General features: G+C 52.2%; 12 protein-coding genes. 7 read left to right on the top strand and 5 right to left on the bottom strand.

Going from position 1 to position 17,201, the window contains the following annotated elements; genetic code table 11:
• The first annotated feature begins 497 nt into the window (after positions 1-497).
• From H7F31_RS31050 to H7F31_RS31040, 3 genes are read left to right on the top strand one after another with little or no spacing between them, the layout of a single operon-like run.
• Positions 498-1,346 carry a stalk domain-containing protein gene (locus H7F31_RS31050; protein ID WP_187101981.1) on the top strand — a complete coding sequence of 283 codons (849 nt, stop codon included), beginning with the start codon at positions 498-500 and terminating at the stop codon, positions 1,344-1,346.
• Between the two features lie 38 nt (positions 1,347-1,384).
• Positions 1,385-1,861, top strand: coding sequence for a hypothetical protein (locus H7F31_RS31045; protein ID WP_187101980.1), 477 nt, complete (start codon positions 1,385-1,387; stop codon positions 1,859-1,861).
• 30 nt (positions 1,862-1,891) lie between these two features.
• Positions 1,892-2,278 (top strand): hypothetical protein, encoded by a 387-nt coding sequence (locus tag H7F31_RS31040; protein WP_256975886.1) that lies wholly within the window; start codon positions 1,892-1,894, stop codon positions 2,276-2,278.
• Positions 2,279-2,569: 291 nt separating this feature from the next.
• On the opposite strand, the gene H7F31_RS31035 is transcribed toward H7F31_RS31040, so the two are convergent.
• From H7F31_RS31035 to H7F31_RS31025, 3 genes are all read right to left on the bottom strand, one after another.
• On the bottom strand, positions 2,570-4,129 hold the full coding sequence (locus tag H7F31_RS31035; RefSeq protein WP_187101891.1) for an IS1182 family transposase: 1,560 nt from the start codon (positions 4,127-4,129) through the stop codon (positions 2,570-2,572).
• Between the two features lie 323 nt (positions 4,130-4,452).
• Positions 4,453-5,427: a sensor domain-containing diguanylate cyclase gene (locus H7F31_RS31030; RefSeq protein WP_187101979.1), complete on the bottom strand. Its 975-nt coding sequence runs from the start codon at positions 5,425-5,427 to the stop codon at positions 4,453-4,455.
• Positions 5,428-5,449: 22 nt separating this feature from the next.
• Entirely contained in the window at positions 5,450-6,256 is an 807-nt protein-coding gene (locus H7F31_RS31025; RefSeq protein WP_187101978.1) for an alpha/beta fold hydrolase, read from the bottom strand.
• 351 nt (positions 6,257-6,607) lie between these two features.
• Between H7F31_RS31025 and H7F31_RS31020 the strand changes: the two genes are divergently transcribed.
• Positions 6,608-9,121, top strand: a complete 2,514-nt coding sequence (locus H7F31_RS31020) for a pullulanase X25 domain-containing protein (RefSeq protein ID WP_187101977.1) — start codon at positions 6,608-6,610, stop codon at positions 9,119-9,121.
• A 492-nt stretch (positions 9,122-9,613) separates the two neighbouring features.
• Here the strand turns inward: H7F31_RS31020 and H7F31_RS31015 are convergent, their stop codons facing one another.
• The gene (locus H7F31_RS31015) at positions 9,614-10,516 is read right to left on the bottom strand and encodes a helix-turn-helix transcriptional regulator (RefSeq protein ID WP_187101976.1); all 903 of its coding nucleotides are present in this window, start codon (positions 10,514-10,516) and stop codon (positions 9,614-9,616) included.
• Between the two features lie 153 nt (positions 10,517-10,669).
• Between H7F31_RS31015 and H7F31_RS31010 the strand changes: the two genes are divergently transcribed.
• The 3 genes from H7F31_RS31010 (at position 10,670) to H7F31_RS31000 (ending at position 16,637) form a co-directional block, all read left to right on the top strand.
• Positions 10,670-11,800 carry a Gfo/Idh/MocA family protein gene (locus H7F31_RS31010; protein ID WP_187101975.1) on the top strand — a complete coding sequence of 377 codons (1,131 nt, stop codon included), beginning with the start codon at positions 10,670-10,672 and terminating at the stop codon, positions 11,798-11,800.
• Positions 11,801-12,233: 433 nt separating this feature from the next.
• Positions 12,234-15,308 (top strand): hybrid sensor histidine kinase/response regulator, encoded by a 3,075-nt coding sequence (locus H7F31_RS31005; RefSeq protein WP_261800197.1) that lies wholly within the window; start codon positions 12,234-12,236, stop codon positions 15,306-15,308.
• A 48-nt stretch (positions 15,309-15,356) separates the two neighbouring features.
• Complete coding sequence (locus H7F31_RS31000; RefSeq protein ID WP_315970535.1) at positions 15,357-16,637, top strand: molybdopterin-dependent oxidoreductase; 1,281 nt, start codon at positions 15,357-15,359, stop codon at positions 16,635-16,637.
• A gap of 71 nt (positions 16,638-16,708) precedes the next feature.
• Here the strand turns inward: H7F31_RS31000 and H7F31_RS30995 are convergent, their stop codons facing one another.
• Complete coding sequence (locus H7F31_RS30995; protein ID WP_187101974.1) at positions 16,709-17,197, bottom strand: hypothetical protein; 489 nt, start codon at positions 17,195-17,197, stop codon at positions 16,709-16,711.
• Positions 17,198-17,201 lie beyond the last annotated feature (4 nt).

The raw sequence follows: 17,201 nt of genomic DNA, 5'->3' as shown, positions 1-17,201 counted from the left end.
TTGCCGGAGGGCAGGTTATTATGGCCTTTGTACTGACGAATCTAATCGAGCTCATCGAGGTCATCGAACAAGTTCCGACATCAGCATTTTGTGCCGGATAGGCCTCACCGTCACGGTACAACAATTGAGCGAAAATACACAATTTAGATGAGGTAAGGGCATTTCTTTCGTACATTTGTACATATATACATAAATTTTGGTTCAGAGAGGCCCAAAACGACGATGTGACGCGAGAATTTGTGTATTTTCGTACAATTCGCTTTGCGGAGGCCCCAATTGTTTAAGAAATTGGGTAGAAATGCACAAATGTGTAGTGAGGCCGATGTTCGGGCCATGCCATGTGCAACTCCGGCAACAAGTTTCTCTACGGGAAATGGTGAGCCTTAAAAATTTGTTCGTCCAAAGAAGAAGTGCAACTAATTTTATCCAGACACGTCTTAGTATTGGGAGCAGAGGCAGAGGGTTAGATCAATATGCGGAGGAGGAGCTGTCAGGTCATGAAGAAAACCGTAATAGCCATTGTGATTGCCGTATTGTTAAGTATGACGGCGTCGACTGTGTATGCAGCTGATAAACCAATTATTATTGACGGAGTGACTGTTGCATCCGATGTTAAGCCCGAAATCAAGAATCAACGGATGATGGTGCCTGTACGAGTCATTAGCGAGAATCTAGGCGCAAGCGTCGAATGGTTGAATCCCGAGGTTGTCGTTACCAAAGGCGATCTGAAAGTGACATTATCGATTAACAGCAGCACGGCGCAGATTAATGCCGACAAGGTACAGCTGGATGTTCCGCCTTACAAAAAAAATAATCGCGTGTTCGTGCCGCTGCGTTTCATCGCGCAAGCGTTTGGCTGCAATGTCAATTACGCGAACAACGTAGTTACTGTCGACACTCCGCCCTTGTTAATCGATGGCGTACAAGTAGGAGTACTGCAGCACGAATACCACATGACAATGGGGGGCGTTGTCTCTCACTATACGAGTCCAATGCAAAACCAATCCATTTATCATATTTTTGCGGAAAACAAAGGAGACAAGGTCGAAGCGCCGAAGGATTATTCGTGGCGCTACACGATGGATATATTGGGATCCTATTATAAAGGCGCGCAGTTTGACTTTTTGGATCAAAAAGGAAAGAGCTTGCTTCGTTACGATGTTTATTCCATCGTTAACGCATTCCCGGCCGAGCTGCTAGCGGAATACCCGCCTATGCTGCTTCATGATGTAACCGAAGATCAGTGGTATTTGTTCAACGATGCAGCATGGAAATCCATATACGAGATCATGGATACCGCTGAGCAAAACGGTTATAGAATAGAGATCAGCAATACCGTCGTGTAAGGAGAGTCTTAAGACTGATCCTGAGGAAGGGAATGAGTATGAGCCGAATGTTGCGTAAGGGCTGGTTCATGACAATCGTGGCAGCGGTGTATGCGATTGGCGTTCTTGTGTATCTGATCGCTCGTAATCAAATGGATTATTTGGGGGTATTCGATCTCCAGATGATCATATACTTGTGTCTTTTCAGTATTTGGCTGGTTGCACTGTCTTATCGCAAAATCGAAGAGAGAACTCGCGCTAAACTAACGATACGCTATATCGCCTTGTTGTTGCCTGCGCTGGCCGTTTTTCTGTTTCTGCTATATAAACCTGCATTCAATGTCCATGAAGCATTGGCGGAGGTTAAAGCCACTTCTGCATATCATGATATCCAAAAGTCTCATTTGATGGCTTTCGAACCGCGGGCGAACTGGTTCGTCAATGCGGGATATGTGTTTCAAGCGAAGGAAACTGAAGAAACGGTAACTCTTATCTTCAACCCGGTGACGGGACAATACGATCTCCTAAACGGGTAAAATGGAACAACTTCACGAGGAGGAACAAAGATGAGCGAAACAACGAACGCACCGCAAGATGGTGGCCGTACATTGACCTACCGAATTACCTCGCAATGGGCAAATTTCGAGAATGAAGCGATTAATGCTTCGCTTATAACGGATATTATCCTTGCGCTGGACTCCGATGACTTCATTGTTCTCGACCCCAGCGAGCCGGTCGAAGGCAGCAGTTATCTGCAAGCGGCAACGGCGGAAGGCGAGGGCAACGGCTTTGTGGTCGAGCTTCGTCTGGTCAACGACGACGGCACCTTCAAGCATTACGGCTATTCCACCGTGGACAGCAACGAGGTCATTAGGATGTTCCTGCAGTATTGGGGGGAGCAGAAGTTGCCCGACTGGAGCAACTGGACGGATATGACGGATCAATTCGAATAGGGCTGCCAGGTGAGCTGTTGTGGGTTTTAAACCTTCATGCTTAAAGACAATGGGAAAAAGACCCTCTAATCTCGCGTTTATAGATTATTCTGCGAAGATAAAGGGAAATATGCCATCTAATAGCTATCGAATTGCAGATAGTCCCGTATGCTCATGAAATAGAGGGAGAAATTCCTATAATATCTCTGCATGGGCGAAAGGGGCTGTCTCAAAAGTAAGATCGTTCGCTTATGTAATAGCTCACTTGATGAATGAAGCGTCTAAAATGGAAAAATGGTGGTGCTAGGGAGGCTATCCCTGCACCACCATTTCTGCTTTTTGGTCTATTGCCGCCTTCTTGAGCAAATTGTGGGCGAGCGAAAGCCACCCGACCTCTAGGCTCACTTTTGGCAGGCCTCGAAGCAGAAAACGTCTGAATCCGCGGTTATTCTTTATTTGCCCGAATACACTTTCCGGCTCAATCATCCTTCGAACCGAGAGGGCGTACCCGTCCTCACTTCTGAGCTTCTCGCGTGCTCGCTGCTTGTAACTTAAATACTTCATACTTACACTGATTTCGCGATTTCCTTTCGCTTTCGTGCACAATTCCTTAAACGGACAACCCTCGCAACTCTCGCTCCGATAGTGCCGCTTCCTTAGCTCATACCCACTTTCCGATTTCTCCTTGCTTTCATAACGGAATAATAGTTTTCGTCCTGCGGCGCACGTCCACGTGTCTTCGATCTCGTTGTACTGCCAATTATCCAGCTTACTGATGTCTTGCTTCCATTTCTTCGATTTTTCCTTATGGTAGGTGCTGTACTTCACTAATGCTTCCAGTTGTTCGCTTTCCAAATAGGCGTAGTTTTCCTCACCACCGTATCCAGCGTCCGCAATAACCGTTTTCGGCAACTTGCCGAGCGCTGCTTTGACCTTCTCCAAGTGAGGTTTTAGGCATCGCGTATCGGTCGGACGTTGGTGCAAGCTGTACCCGATAATGAACTGGTTCTCTGTTCCGATCTGCACATTGTAGCCAGGCTTAAGCTGACCATTACGCATATGATCTTCTTTCATTCGCATGAATGTGGCGTCATGATCAGTCTTGCTAAAGCTGTTCCGATCTCCGAGAATCTCTTGCTGGGTCTCGTATTTCTGCAGACGAGGCAACAGGTCCTTACGAAGGGCGCGTACCGCTTTTTTAAGGGGCTTATCCTTCGGCCGAGTTTGCAGGTTGGCTTCCAATTGCTGAACGGCCGATTCCAATTTCTCGCTGGTCAACTCGGATGCTTCGCCTAGCTCCGCAAGATCCTGTCCGGCCTGCTCCTGATCTTCTTGTTTTTCAGTCGCTTCAATGGTGGCAAACAACGTTTTTACTTTTTCCTGGAGCTTCGCTTTCTGCTTCACGACTGCCTTACCCCAGACAAACGTGTACCGATTCGCGTTCGCTTCGATTTTTGTGCCATCTACAAAGTAATGCTCAAGCTTCACATATTTCTCAGCAGCAAGAAATTGAAGCACACCAGTGAAGACCGTCTCCAATATGTCTTTCATCCGCTCGGAGCGAAAGCGATTGATGGTCCGGAAGTCTGGGCGTTGTCTGCCGGCAATCCACATAAACATGATATTTTCACGGACCGCCTTGGCAATCTGCCGAGAAGAGTAGATCCGCTGTGTATAGGCATAAATGATGACTTTGGTGAGCATTTTGGGATGGTAGCTGTCTCTTCCTCCACCGGGGTAAGCATCCCTGAAGATCTTGTCATCTAAGCGATTGACAGCCTCATTGACTACACGAACGAGGTGATTGGGAGGAATGTCGTCCTCCAAGTCCATTGGCAGATGAAGTTGGTCCATGGTATATTGAATGTACAAAAGAAACCTCTCCTTTGGTATGTGGTTGGGTGGTACCTCCATTTTACCAAGGAAAGGTTTCTTTTTGTTTTACAATTTAGAGAAAAGGGGGGGCCTTTAGTCAACTGACGATGACTTTTGGGACAGCCCCTTCTCTTTGTCATCCGCTTGGTCATCATCCAACTACTCATCCAACTCCGCATCCAACTACTCGACCTTGTCCTTTCTATTTATCCCGAGCCGCCTGAACTGCTGCAACGAACTACTTCAGTCAACGTCAATGTAAACTTCAATGTCAGCAACTCCCGCCGTCGACGGTCCTCGCCGTGCCGCTGTCCTCTATTTCAAAGATCCTCCGCATGCGTCACGCGGTTCCGGCCGCCGCTCTTGGACGCATACAGCGCCGTATCGGCTTTCTTGACAAGCGTTCCATTCGTTTCCCCGACTTCAGCCGTAGCAACGCCCAAACTGATCGTGATCCGGTAATCGCCCATCGGAGTGGCGGCGGTTGCCTGGCATAACGCCTCAGCGATATCCACCGCTTGTTCCTTGCCGGTCTCGGGGAGAATCGCCACGAACTCTTCGCCGCCGAACCGCGCAATGATATCCGTCTCCCGCGACATAGATTGGAGAAGCTCGGCGAGCTTGGTCAACACGAGATCGCCGATGGGATGGCCGTACGTGTCGTTAATGTGCTTGAAGTGGTCGATGTCGATGATAAGCATGGACAGGGGCAGTCCGCTGTCTTGGTGCTCCGCGAGAAGAGTCGTTAAGTTGTCCTGGAAGTACCGCCGATTGCGAAGCCCCGTTAACGGATCGGTGGTTGCCATGGACTCGAGCCTGCTGTTGATCAGCATGAGCTCCTGCTGCTTCCGTTCGTATTCCTCGTTAAGAAGCTCGAGCCGCTTGTTCGCCTCGTTCGTCGCTTGGTAAAGCTCCTGGAGCTTTACCTTGGTCTGCAGAACATCCTTCTCATGTTCGATCCGCTTGCGCATCTCTACGACGACGATGTCGATGCGGCTCTCGCCGTCCCGCGTCCTTCGGATGCCGTTCAGCAGGACGGGCACATCCCCTCCGCTATTCGTGCGAAGCGACATATACATCTCGTTTACTTGACCGTACAGTTGGATGTGCGGATAGAAGTACGTGTGGAACAGGAGTTTGTTCGTGACGGACAAGACCGACTCGACATGACGGCCGGCCAACTCGGGGTTGTCGTGCTGCAACATGTTTAACAAGGTCTGATTGACCTCTCGAATAATGCCGGCATCGGTAATCGAGAAGTATCCGCACGGAGCGTTGTCTAATCTTGCGTCCATTTCGTCATGCCTTTCTCAGCGCTTACACGCCAGCCAAATAGTCTTTCATACATTGCGCCATCTCGTCCGGGTGACTTAACTGGGGATAATGCCCCTTCGCCGTCATCTGACGAAGCTTGCTGTTCTTAAGATGCGCATGCAAGTAATCGCCGACCTCTACAGGAGAGATGCTGTCGTCCGAGCATTGCAGGATGAGGGAGGGAACAGAGGCCTTCTCCAGACTAGAACGGTAATCGGAATAAAAGGTCACTTCGGCGAATTGCCGGGCGATATGCGGATCCCGGGAGCAGAAGGTTCGTTCGAGCTCCTCGGCTAGTTCCTTCCTGTCGGAATTCTGCATGACGATCGGCGCCAGGTAACTGGCCCATCCGATGAAGTTAAGCTGCATCATCTCGAGAAGCTCGTCAATATCGCTTTTGTTGAAACCTCCGAAGTAGTCCGGCTGATCGTTCATGTATCTCGGGGACGAGCCGATCATGATCATCCGCGAGAAATATTCGGGGTTGCGGATGGATGCCAGCATGCCGATCATTCCGCTTACGGAGTGTCCCACAAAGACGGTATCCTTAAGCTCCAGCGCCTCCATCACGTCCAGCACGTCCTGCGCATAGCCATGCAGATCATTATATTTAGTGGAATCGTAAAGGTCGATTTGCGACTTTCCCGATCCGACGTAGTCGAACAACACGATACGATAGTTCTGCTCGAAGGCCGGCACGATGTGTCTCCACATCTCCTGGTCGCATCCGAAGCCGTGGGCGAAGACGATCGTTTGGTCGCCGCTTCCGAGCACTTTAACATGATTTCGTTGGAGAATGTCAATGGACATGTCGTTGCCCCCTTTTAGGTAAGGTTGATAGGTTTGGGAAGTAAGAGGCTATCATTCCTATTATAGCGGAAAATAGCAGGCAAAGGACAAGATTGTCATATCCAGTCGAAAAAGAATATGAAGTCATCTGCAGAAACAGCGGACATGCCTTTTCGGCAAAGCTAAACAAACCCCGTCCGATTGACGATCATATCAATAAGGCGGACAAGACGTGCTGGATGGTGGATAAGCCACATTCGTTTAATCGCTCCGCAACGTGACCATACTTACAGATAACAATCTACTAATCTCCTACGAGCGCTGATAGATTGCACACTACCAGAAAAGGGTGTGGAGTCCTTGTCCATTCTCATGAATCATCCATTACATACCGGGAAGCCGGGATCCGCGGGGAGAGTCGCGCATGTCGCAGGCAACTTTTGGACGCAAGCCGGCATCGCCAGCGACTGGTCTACGGACGCCGAAGAGCTCCGAATGATCAACATCGGGGGAGAAATGCATATCCTGAAAGTACCGCTGAATCCCGGTCATTATGAATATAAAGTTGCCATAAATGGCGGCTGGACCGAAAACTACGGCGTCAACGGGATGCTGGGAGGAGGCAATATCAAGTTTAAGCTTGACGCCCCCAAGGAGGTCACGTTTATTTTTCACGACGATGCCGCATCCAAGAGAGTGGCGGAGTGGTATGAAGGCAAACCGGACTCCGATGCTGCAGGCGCAGATTGGGCTGAACTGGATGCAAAATTTTATTATGGCGGAGATGATCTGGGCGCGACGTACGACAAAGGCGCAGCCAGGCTGAAACTGTGGGCGCCAAAGGCGGACGCGGTGGCGGTCCGCTTCTACGATAAAGACGATGCGGAACGGGAACTCGGCGCCGCCGAACTGATGCGAGGCGAGCAAGGCGTATGGTCCGTGACGGCAACGCCGGAGATGCTGGACATCGCGGATCTGAGAGGATATTACTATCAGTACGAGGTTTCGCACGGCAGGACGACGCGCAGGGTACTGGACCCGTACGCGAAGTCGATGGCGGAATTCCGGGTCAGTCCGGCGGGGCTGCCTCTCGGAGCCGATCGCGATGCCGTCGGCAAGGCAGCTATCATCGACTTGAGCGAGACGGAGCCGGAAGGCGGACTCGGACTCGCGGAGATCGAAGGTTACGAGCGCAGGGAAGACGCCATCATCTACGAGACGCATATCCGGGATTTTACGTCGGATCCTGCCATCGAGGGAGATTTGCATGCGAGATGGGGCACTTACCGGGCGTTTATCGACAAGCTGGACTACATCCGAAAGCTTGGCGTTACGCATGTGCAGCTACTGCCCGTTATGGCCTGGTATTATGGCGACGAAGCCGCAATGTCGCAGCGCGAACTACACGACTCCACTGAGAATAACCAGTACAACTGGGGTTATGATCCCCATGGTTATTTTTGCCCGGATGGAGCGTATTCCGAGAATCCGTGCGACCCTGAGTTGCGTGTGAAGGAGCTCAAGGAGCTGATTGCCGCGATCCATCGTGCAGGCATGGGCGTTATTCTGGATGTCGTATATACGCATATGGCGAAGGCATGGCTGCTGGAGGATATCGTGCCGGGTTATTATTTCTACCGGAATGAAGCTGGCGAGCTGCTTGGAGGCTTCGGAAGCAATCTGGCCACCAACCACAAGATGGCGGAGAAGCTGATGGTGGATTCCGTGAAGTATTGGTTTCAGGAGTACAAAATAGACGGCATGCGCTGGGACATGATGGGCGATGCGACGTACCCGGCGGTGCAGCGGGCATTCGACGAGGCGGCAGCCATTCATCCGAAGCCCTTATTTATCGGCGAAGGCTGGCGGACCTTCGCGGGTCATATCGGGGAACCATCCCTCGCGGGAATGGGCGCAGATCAGGATTGGATGAACAAAACGGACGATGTTGGCGTCTTCTCCGACGAATTCCGAAACGAGCTGAAGTCCGGATTCGGCAGCGAAGGCGAGCCGCGATTCCTGATGGGAGGAGCGCGCCATATCGACACGTTGTTCCGCAATTTGAAGGCGCAGCCGTACAATACGCCGGCTGATTCTCCTGGAGATATGGTGCAATACCTGGAGGCGCATGATAACCTGACGCTGCACGACGTCATTGCCGTGACGCTTCGGGCGGATCCGCGAATTCCTGCGGACGCAAGGCGCATCCATCGCAGGCTTCGGCTTGGCCACGTGCTGCTCTTTACATCGCAGGGGACAATCTTTATGCAAGCCGGTCAAGAGTTCGGCAGGACGAAACAATGGGGAGGAAGCGCGGCGCCGGCCGCCCACGCCCATCCGCACTATAACGTTCATGGCGAGATCATCGGATACTTCGTGCACAACTCCTACGATTCCTCGGATGCCATCAACAAGTTTGATTGGAGCAAAGCGACGGATGACGGAACGATATTTCCGGAAAACGTTCTGACCCGTTCTTATACAGCCGGTCTGATTGAGCTGAGGCGAAGCACGAACGCGTTCCGTCTCGGCGATATGGAATCTGTCAATCGTCATATGACGATGATTCTTTCTCCCGATATCGGAGAATTCGACCTTGTGATCGCCTATCGCTGTCAATCGACCGACGGGACGGGTGCATATTATGTCTTCGTGAACGCGGATGAGCGCGAGAGGACGATCAGGTTGTCGCTGCAAGCGGACCTGACGCGGGGCGAGGTGCTCGTGGATGGCGAGACGGCTGGCTCCAACGAAGTCGCGGCACAGGCAGGATTTAGGTTGTCGCGGGAGGCGATCGTGCTGGAGCCGCTGACCGCCGTTGTTATACGGATGAAGGAGCGGGAGCAGTTTGCGAATGAATGCGCGTATGAACAGCGCGACGAATAGTTGTGCAAAGAGTTCATGGACAACGGAAAAACGCAAATAAAGCGCAGAGAAAAAAGCAGAGAAAAAAGCAGAGAAAAAAGCAGAGAAAAAAGCAGAGAAAAACGCAAGCTTGCGGCAGAGTCCGGGTGGCTTGCGTTTTTTTTGTTGTTGTATAGGAAATTATGCGACATACCAGACTGTGGGTGAACGAGCAGCTGTAGGCGTTAAAAACACCGATGGCCCATAAAGTAACTGGACCGGCTCAGATCTAACGGACTCACGCAACACTATTAGCCCGTTTTACGCAAGGATCAAATTCTAACGGACAGTAGCGACGCAATATGGCCAAAATATAGCTGAAAGTTGCTCGGATGGTGCAAATAAGGTTGCGTGTGTCTGTTAGATTTTAGAAACATCAGCTAATCGAAGAATAGCGACGCTCCTGTCCGTTAGAAGGACACCCTCGCACAACGGAGCGATCGAATCACCGTCAGGACGATTTTGTTGTTTGCGCTACAAGAGAGAGGACATTTTGCGATATTCGCGAGGGGAGACGCCCTGCCATCGCTTGAACGCATGGCTGAAGTGATGCAAATCCTCGTATCCGATAAGCAGGCCGATCTGCTCGATCTTCAGATCGCTTTCCCTCAGACAGCGCTTGGCCTCCTGGTGGCGAAGCCTGCTGACATATTGCCCCGGGGTCGTCCCGTAATGTTTCTTGAACAGCCGAATGAAATAATCCGGGCTTACGTTCAGACGATTAGCCATGATGTCGCTAGTCCAAGGAAAGTGTAAGGCGCGGGCAATCTCTTCCGTCAGCTCCTTAAACGCGTCTTGATAGGCCTGGGGAACAGTCCGCTCCGGGATAGGCAGCAATCTGGACAGAGCAGTCGCAATCAACAGCATGCCTCCCTTGCAGGCCGCGCCGAAGCCAGGTTTCTCCAGGGTGAACTCCTCGCAAACCTTCTCCATCAAGCGGACAATGTCTTCGGGTACGGAAGCATAGCGACGGGCAAAGAGGTCGTTCCCTTCGCTGTCAAGCGGCGGCCGGCAAAATCGATCGTTGCGTACATCCCTCTCATCGACATCGACGAACAGTTCGGGAGAGATCTCGAATTCATCGTAGAAATCAAAATGGATGCCGAGCAGATGCGTTTTTTCGATAGCCCGGGTCTCGATGCGGTGAGGCATGGCGGCATGGAGGAACAACAGGTCGCCAGGCAGATAGGTTTCGGTTTCGTCAGAAAGAGGGAAATGGACGCACATTTCTCCCGAATAAACATACATGATCTCGAAATCGTAAATTCTTCTTGCCGGCAGCAGGGCGGGAGGCACCCATTGATGCTGTGTCCAGTGGACGCTTGGATTCATATCCTGTATGTCGGAAGAGAGATTCTGTTGCAAGCTTCGTTCCATGAGGCAATCCTCCACGTTAATATATATCGATAATATACAACTAATGAACTGAAACAAGCAAATACTTCCCTTAATATCCATGTTATTATTTCCGTAATTAATCGATTATAAATAAGTTTTTCAATTCATACTATGGAAAGCCAGGTGCGGAACATGAGATTGGGAGTAATTGGTTACGGACTACGGGTTAGCAGTATTTTTCCCGCTCTTCAATCGGATGAATTAGGCTACAGCATCGCTGCGATAGCGGATCCGAAACGTGATGAACTAAAAACCAGGCTTGGAGAGGAAGCTCGCCATACGCAATTTTTTGACAATGCGGACGAAATGCTGGATTCCTGCGAATTGGACGGCATTATTATCGGAACGCGCTGCGACCTTCATACGGATATGGCGCTGAAAGTGCTTCGCCGGCATTTGCCGCTGTATCTGGAGAAGCCGGTCGCAACCACATACGAGGATTTGTCGCGGCTAAAGGCCGGATACGAGGCTTCTCGGTCGGAGGTAGTCGTCTCGTTCCCGCTCCGCAATACGCCGCTCGTCAGGCTGGCCAAGGAAATTATCGATTCCGGGAAGATCGGTACGGTGGAGCATGTGCAGGCGGTTAACAACGTCCCATACGGAGGCGTGTATTATCATTCTTGGTACAGGGACGAACGCATTACGGGCGGGCTGTTTTTGCAAAAGGCGACGCATGACTTCGACTATATCAACTATCTCATCGGACTTAAGCCGATTGCCGTATGCGCGATGAAGTCGAAGCGGGTCTTTACGGGAACGAAGCCGGCGGGATTGAAATGCTCAAATTGCGAAGAGAATAGAACCTGCGAGGAAAGCGCACTGAAGCCGCATAATCGTTATGGGTATGACTACTGCTGTTTTGCGGAAGATACAGGCAACGAAGATTCTGGCGGGGCGCTGCTGCGATACGAGACGGGCATGCATGTCAACTATTCTCAGAACTTTTTTGCGCGCAGGGGAGCGGCAAGGCGCGGCGCCCGTCTGCTCGGCTACAAGGGAACGTTGGAGTTCGACTGGTATACGAATGAGCTTAAGGTCTATATGCATCATGAGGCGCGGGTGGAGACGCATGCCATCGATGCCAATGCGCTGGATGGACATGGCGGCGGAGACGGGATACTCGTGAACAATTTCCTGCAGGCCGTCCGGGGCAAGGAGCGCTCGCGGACGACGTTGGGCGACGGCTTGCTGAGCGCGCTGCTCTGCTTGAAGGCAAACGAGTCCGCCGAGACGAATACGTTCCAGAACGTGGAATGGTCATAAAACGTCGTCCCACCCGGTTAGCGCATACTGCTGGCGCAAGACGAAACCTGGGGAGGGGAGTTATCGGATGCCGCAAGGCGTGCCTCCTCATCGGAACGGAGCATTGAACAGGGGGCTGTCCCAAAATGACAGCCCCTTGTTTTTTGTTATACTCACCAGGCGTTACGACAATCACTTGCTTGAAGCTGCGCGTGAAGTTCTGCACATTTGCATAACTGAGCCGTGACTCGGCTGTTCGCATCCAGGACATTCAGCATACGGTCTGCGGCTGCGGTCAGCTCAAGATCGCACCTACGCAGAATATTGCTGGTTTGAGGCGATATGGGGTTATGAGGGCCCGTTACCGTAATCGTATAAAGGAGTAACGCTCCTGATGTCGAATCTTAGCTGTATGAAAACTTTACGAGACTACCCGCTAATAAGATCCGCTATCATGACGATACTCTTCCTCGGACTTCTGCTTGGCTTTCGATGGTTATGGCAAGCATGGAATCCTATACCGGAGCATCCTCCCATTCGACAAGGCGTCATCGATCTTGGGCATTGGGACTTCGAACAATCACCCTCCATGCTGCTTGACGGCGAATGGGCATTCTACCCTGGCCAGCTGGAAGGAACGCCTTTCGGCGAACCCCGGTATGTGCAAGTGCCTGGAAGCTGGGGAGAGGCCATGCCTGACGGGGAGGCATACGGCTCCGGCACGTATAAGCTGACCATTCTGCTTAAAGAGCAGCCCGAGCAGACGTATGGTTTCTGGATCAAACGAATCGAGGCCGCCTCGCAGGTAGTCGTAAATGGAGAGACCCAGTCGGCATTCGGACAGCTCGGCTTAAGCAAAGACCAATACAAGCCCAGTCGCTGGTCTTATACCGCAACCTACTCCAACGTTGATGGAAAGGACTCCATCGAGCTGCTTGTCCGCGTCTCCAATTACGACAACCCGGTTCGCGGCGGAATCGTAGTTCCGATCCGCTTCGGCTCTCAAGCGGCGATCGACGGAGAACGCTGGTATTCCATCGGCTTTCAACTGATGACATTCGTTATTTTGATGCTGCATGGCATTTACGCCATCATTTTATATATCTTCAATCGCAAGCAATACGCGTTTCTGGTCTTTTTCATGATGATGCTTTCATCTGCGCTGTCTATCATTACAATCCATGACAAGCTTATTTTGCACTGGCTGCCCGTCAACTACACCTGGGTGGTGAAGCTTGGAAGCATTTCTTATGTCATGCTGACGTATTTCATGTTGATGCTGACGCGAATCTTCTCGGGGAGCGTGTCGGACGGACGATTGTTTCGTTTATTCTCGTGGCTGTTCGTGGCATACGTTATTACGATTATGGTGCTGCCAATCGACACGGTTCATTATTTGTCGAGCCTCCGCGTAGGCTTGTTCTTCTACGTCGTGCCTGTCGTCTGGTTCCTATACCTCATAGGCAAAATGGTGGTAAATAACCACAGCGGGTCCATCTTTTTGCTGCTGTCCGCGATCGGCGTCATATCCAGCATCGTGTGGGGGCTTCTTAATACGTATGGCATGAATTACACGGAATATTATCCGTTCGATGTTATTGCGGCCATCATCGGCTTCTCTTCTTACTGGTTCAAGCTGTACTTCCGCAATGCGGCCGAGAACGCGAAGCTTAATGAACAGCTCAGGCAGTCGGACAAGCTGAAAGACCAATTTCTTGCACACACGTCGCATGAGCTTCGGACGCCGATCCACGGCATTATTAATATCGCCCAGACGGTTGCTCTAAGGGAACGCCAGTCGATCGAGGACAGAAGCTACAAGGATATGGAGCTTCTCATTACGATCGGCAGGCGTATGTCGCATTTGATCGAGGATTTGCTGGATCTCGTGCGATTAAAGGACAAACACGTCGTTCTGCAGATGCGGCCGATCCCGTTGCAATCCATCGCGGAAGGCGTTATTGGCATGCTGGGCTATCTTGTCGAGCAGAAACCCGTCAAGCTGGCTTCGCGAATACCGGACTTCTTCCCGGTCGTCATGGCGGACGAAAAGCGGCTAGCCCAGATTCTGTTCAATCTTATTCATAATGGCATTAAGTATACGGAAAAAGGCGAGGTCTTCGTCGAAGCGGCGATCATTCAGGGACGAGCCGTCGTTAGCGTAACGGATACCGGAGCCGGCATGGACGAGGCGACGCTTGCCCGCGTTTTCCTCCCGTACGAGCAAGGGCATTCGGACAACGGAGGCATCGGGCTTGGTCTCGGCATCTGCAAGCAGCTTGCGGAGCTTCATGGAGGAACGCTTACCGCTCGTTCGTGGCCCGGGAAAGGAACGGAATTTCAATTCACGCTGCCTCTCGCAGATAGTCAATCGCCGGATGGCACAGGAGATCCCGATGCGGCGGCGCAGCCATGGAATCATGTATGGGCGGCGGAAGAGAGTCCACTCCTGGCACATGAGGAGAGCGGCAGCTGGATAGAGCTGGCTCCGCCTGAAATGGGAACGCATGGCGTAAAGCAGAACATTCTCGCTATCGACGATGATCCTGTCAATCTTCAAGTGTTGGCTGGCATATTGGGCAATGATTCTTATACCATCACACCAGCGGCAAACGCTGCTGAAGCGCTGAAGCAGTTGGAGAACGGCCAGTGGGATCTTGTCATCTCCGACGTCATGATGCCGGGCATGTCCGGTTATGAATTGACCAAAGCGATCAGGGAGCGGTATTCCATCTCCGAGCTGCCTGTACTGCTCCTGACGGCGAGAAGCCAACAGGCGGATATCTATGCGGGGTTTTCCGCTGGAGCGAACGACTATCTGACCAAGCCTGTAGACGCGCTGGAATTGAAATACCGCGTCTGGTCGTTAACAACGCTTAAGCGTTCCGTAACGGAGAGACTGCGACTCGAGGCCGCTTATTTGCAGGCGCAGATTCATCCGCATTTTTTGTTCAACACCTTAAATTCCATTCTGGCCTTAAGCGATATCGACCCGGACAAGATGAGGAAGCTCGCAGAAGCTTTTACATCCTATCTGCGGATTAGCTTCAACTTCCTGAACGCGGGGGAGATGGTGCCGTTCGCTCATGAGTTGAAGCTTGTTCGTTCCTATCTATACATCGAACAAGAACGATTTGGGTCGTTGTTGTCCGTCGAGTGGGAGATCGATGCGAACATCGATCTCATGCTGCCGCCGCTTAGCCTGCAGCCTATCGTAGAAAACGCCGTCAAGCACGGGGCGCTGAGTCGCGCGGAAGGAGGCACGGTTGTCATCCGGATCATCCGGCGGGGGCAGGATACGTTGTTCGAGGTGAGGGACAACGGCAAGGGGATGACGCAGCAAGATGCGGACAGTCTGCTTCAGCATGTCTTCGGCGGGACGGGAGGCATTGGCATCGCCAATACGAACCGACGGCTTGCTCAGCGTTACCGGCAAGGCCTGACTATCGTTAGCGTGCCGGGGACTGGCACGACGGTGTCCTTTGCAATCCCGATGGAACAGCAGAAGAAGGACCAGCCTGGGGAATGATCACTCTCGCGGAGCTGGTCTTTCGCGTTGTGGGAGCATTACGGTACAATGAAAGCAGATAATGAACCATCGGAGGGCGGAGATGCCAGTATGACTGGACTGTTGAAAAAGCTGCGTCAAGGGTACGGCAAGAAGCTTGTCTCCATCCATGCCTGGAATGGGTGGATCGTTCTGTTGCTGGCCTTATCCGGCCTTGTTCTGTTGGGAGGCTTCTGGCGAGGCGTCCTTGGCGAAGGGCGCGTCTGGCTCAAGTGGTTTCATATCGCCGTCGGAATCGCCTCCGTTCTGCCTATTGCCTATTATCTCGTGCTTGCGGGCAAGCATTGGAGAAGGCTGAAGGGCAAGCCCATTCAGAAGCTTAACGTCTATATCGTGCTAACCTTTCTATTCGGATGGCTGCTGTCAGGCGTTATCCTCTGGCAGTTCAAGCTGGCAGGACCTCGCTTGTCGAACGCGGCGCTCGTAACTCACGATCTCCTGACGTGGATCGGCTTGCCTTATATCATCTACCATTCCTTGTCGAGAGCCCGTTGGATCAAAGACTCCAATCGGCGCACGATGCAATTGCCGCCTGCAGAGAGGGACGTCTACCATCCGGCGGCCCCGCAGCCGTTATATACGCGCCGCGCGTTCATTCGCGGCGCAATAGGCGCCGGTCTTGCGGTGACTGTCGGTCCGTCCTTTCTGAAGTGGTTCGGCGATCAGCTCGGCAGCGTGGGTAATGGCAGAAACATGGAGCAACTGATCCAGAACGATTCGAACGTAATGCTGCCTGCGCCGGAGCCTCTTCCAGACTCGGCGCCTCCCATTGGCGGAGGAGCGCAGGGCAGCTTCCGCGTGTACACTGTAACGCCCATCCCCTCGTTCAATAATGAGAACTGGTCATTGCGCATCGATGGACTCGTAGACAAGCCGCTGGAATGGGACTGGGATACGTTCGTTAAGCTTAAGCGGACGGTGCAGGTTAGCGACTTCCACTGCGTGACGGGGTGGTCGGTCTACAACAACACATGGGAGGGTATCCCGGTCAAGGAGATATTGGCGCTGGCTGGTGTAAAAGGGAAGGCAAAGTCCGCGATCTTCTACTCGGGCGACGGTGTTTATACTAGCGGCATTACGCTGGAGCAGCTGGCCCAGGACGATGCGATGATTGCCGTCATGCACGATGGCAATCCGATTCCGAGCGATCTAGGCGGACCCGTGCGGCTTATCATGCCGGGTATGTATGCCTATAAATCGGTCAAGTGGCTTAACCGGATCGAGCTCATCGAAGGGGAACATATCGGGTATTGGGAGCAGCGCGGTTATGCGAACGAGGCGTGGGTGTAGGAAAGCCGATACCAAAAAAATAGGGGGTGTCCGCAGAGTCATATCGACCCTTGAACAACCCCGTTTTTGTGTCAGACTTCGGCTATAAGCGTATCTGAGTATAGATGAAGCTGGTGAAGCGCCAGGCCATTGACCCGATCAAGATGCTGAACGCCCGACTCACCCTCCAACCATTCTGCCCGCAGCATGGCATTATGCTTGAAGTATAAGGCTCCTCCAGGCTCCGAGACGCCGAAAGCGCCGATCGGGAGCGTAAGATTGAGGCTCGCGCATATTTGTACCAAGGATGTATAGCGCTCCTGGGCCGTCCGGTCCCGGAGTACGGCGAACGTCTGAAGCAGATAGACGCCGGCCTGCTCTGCTTCTTCTAATCCTGGAAGGAAGCTCATCTCCAGCAGCACCGATTCATTGCCGGAGCCGATCTCGTCGAATCGGATCAGCAGCGAGGCATAGGGAGCCTCGTCGTCCGGCTCGGCCAGCTTGGCGGCGATGCCGTGTCTGCCGTAATAGTCGTGCAGGCCGCTCAACACGGAGCGGGCGAACGATAATGACTCGGTCATGGCG

Source organism: Paenibacillus sp. PAMC21692 (assembly GCF_014303795.1).
GTDB classification, from domain to species: Bacteria; Bacillota; Bacilli; order Paenibacillales; family Paenibacillaceae; genus Pristimantibacillus; species Pristimantibacillus agaridevorans.
The sequence above is the reverse complement of the archived record's forward strand: the minus strand, read 5'-3'. Positions and strand labels throughout refer to the sequence as shown.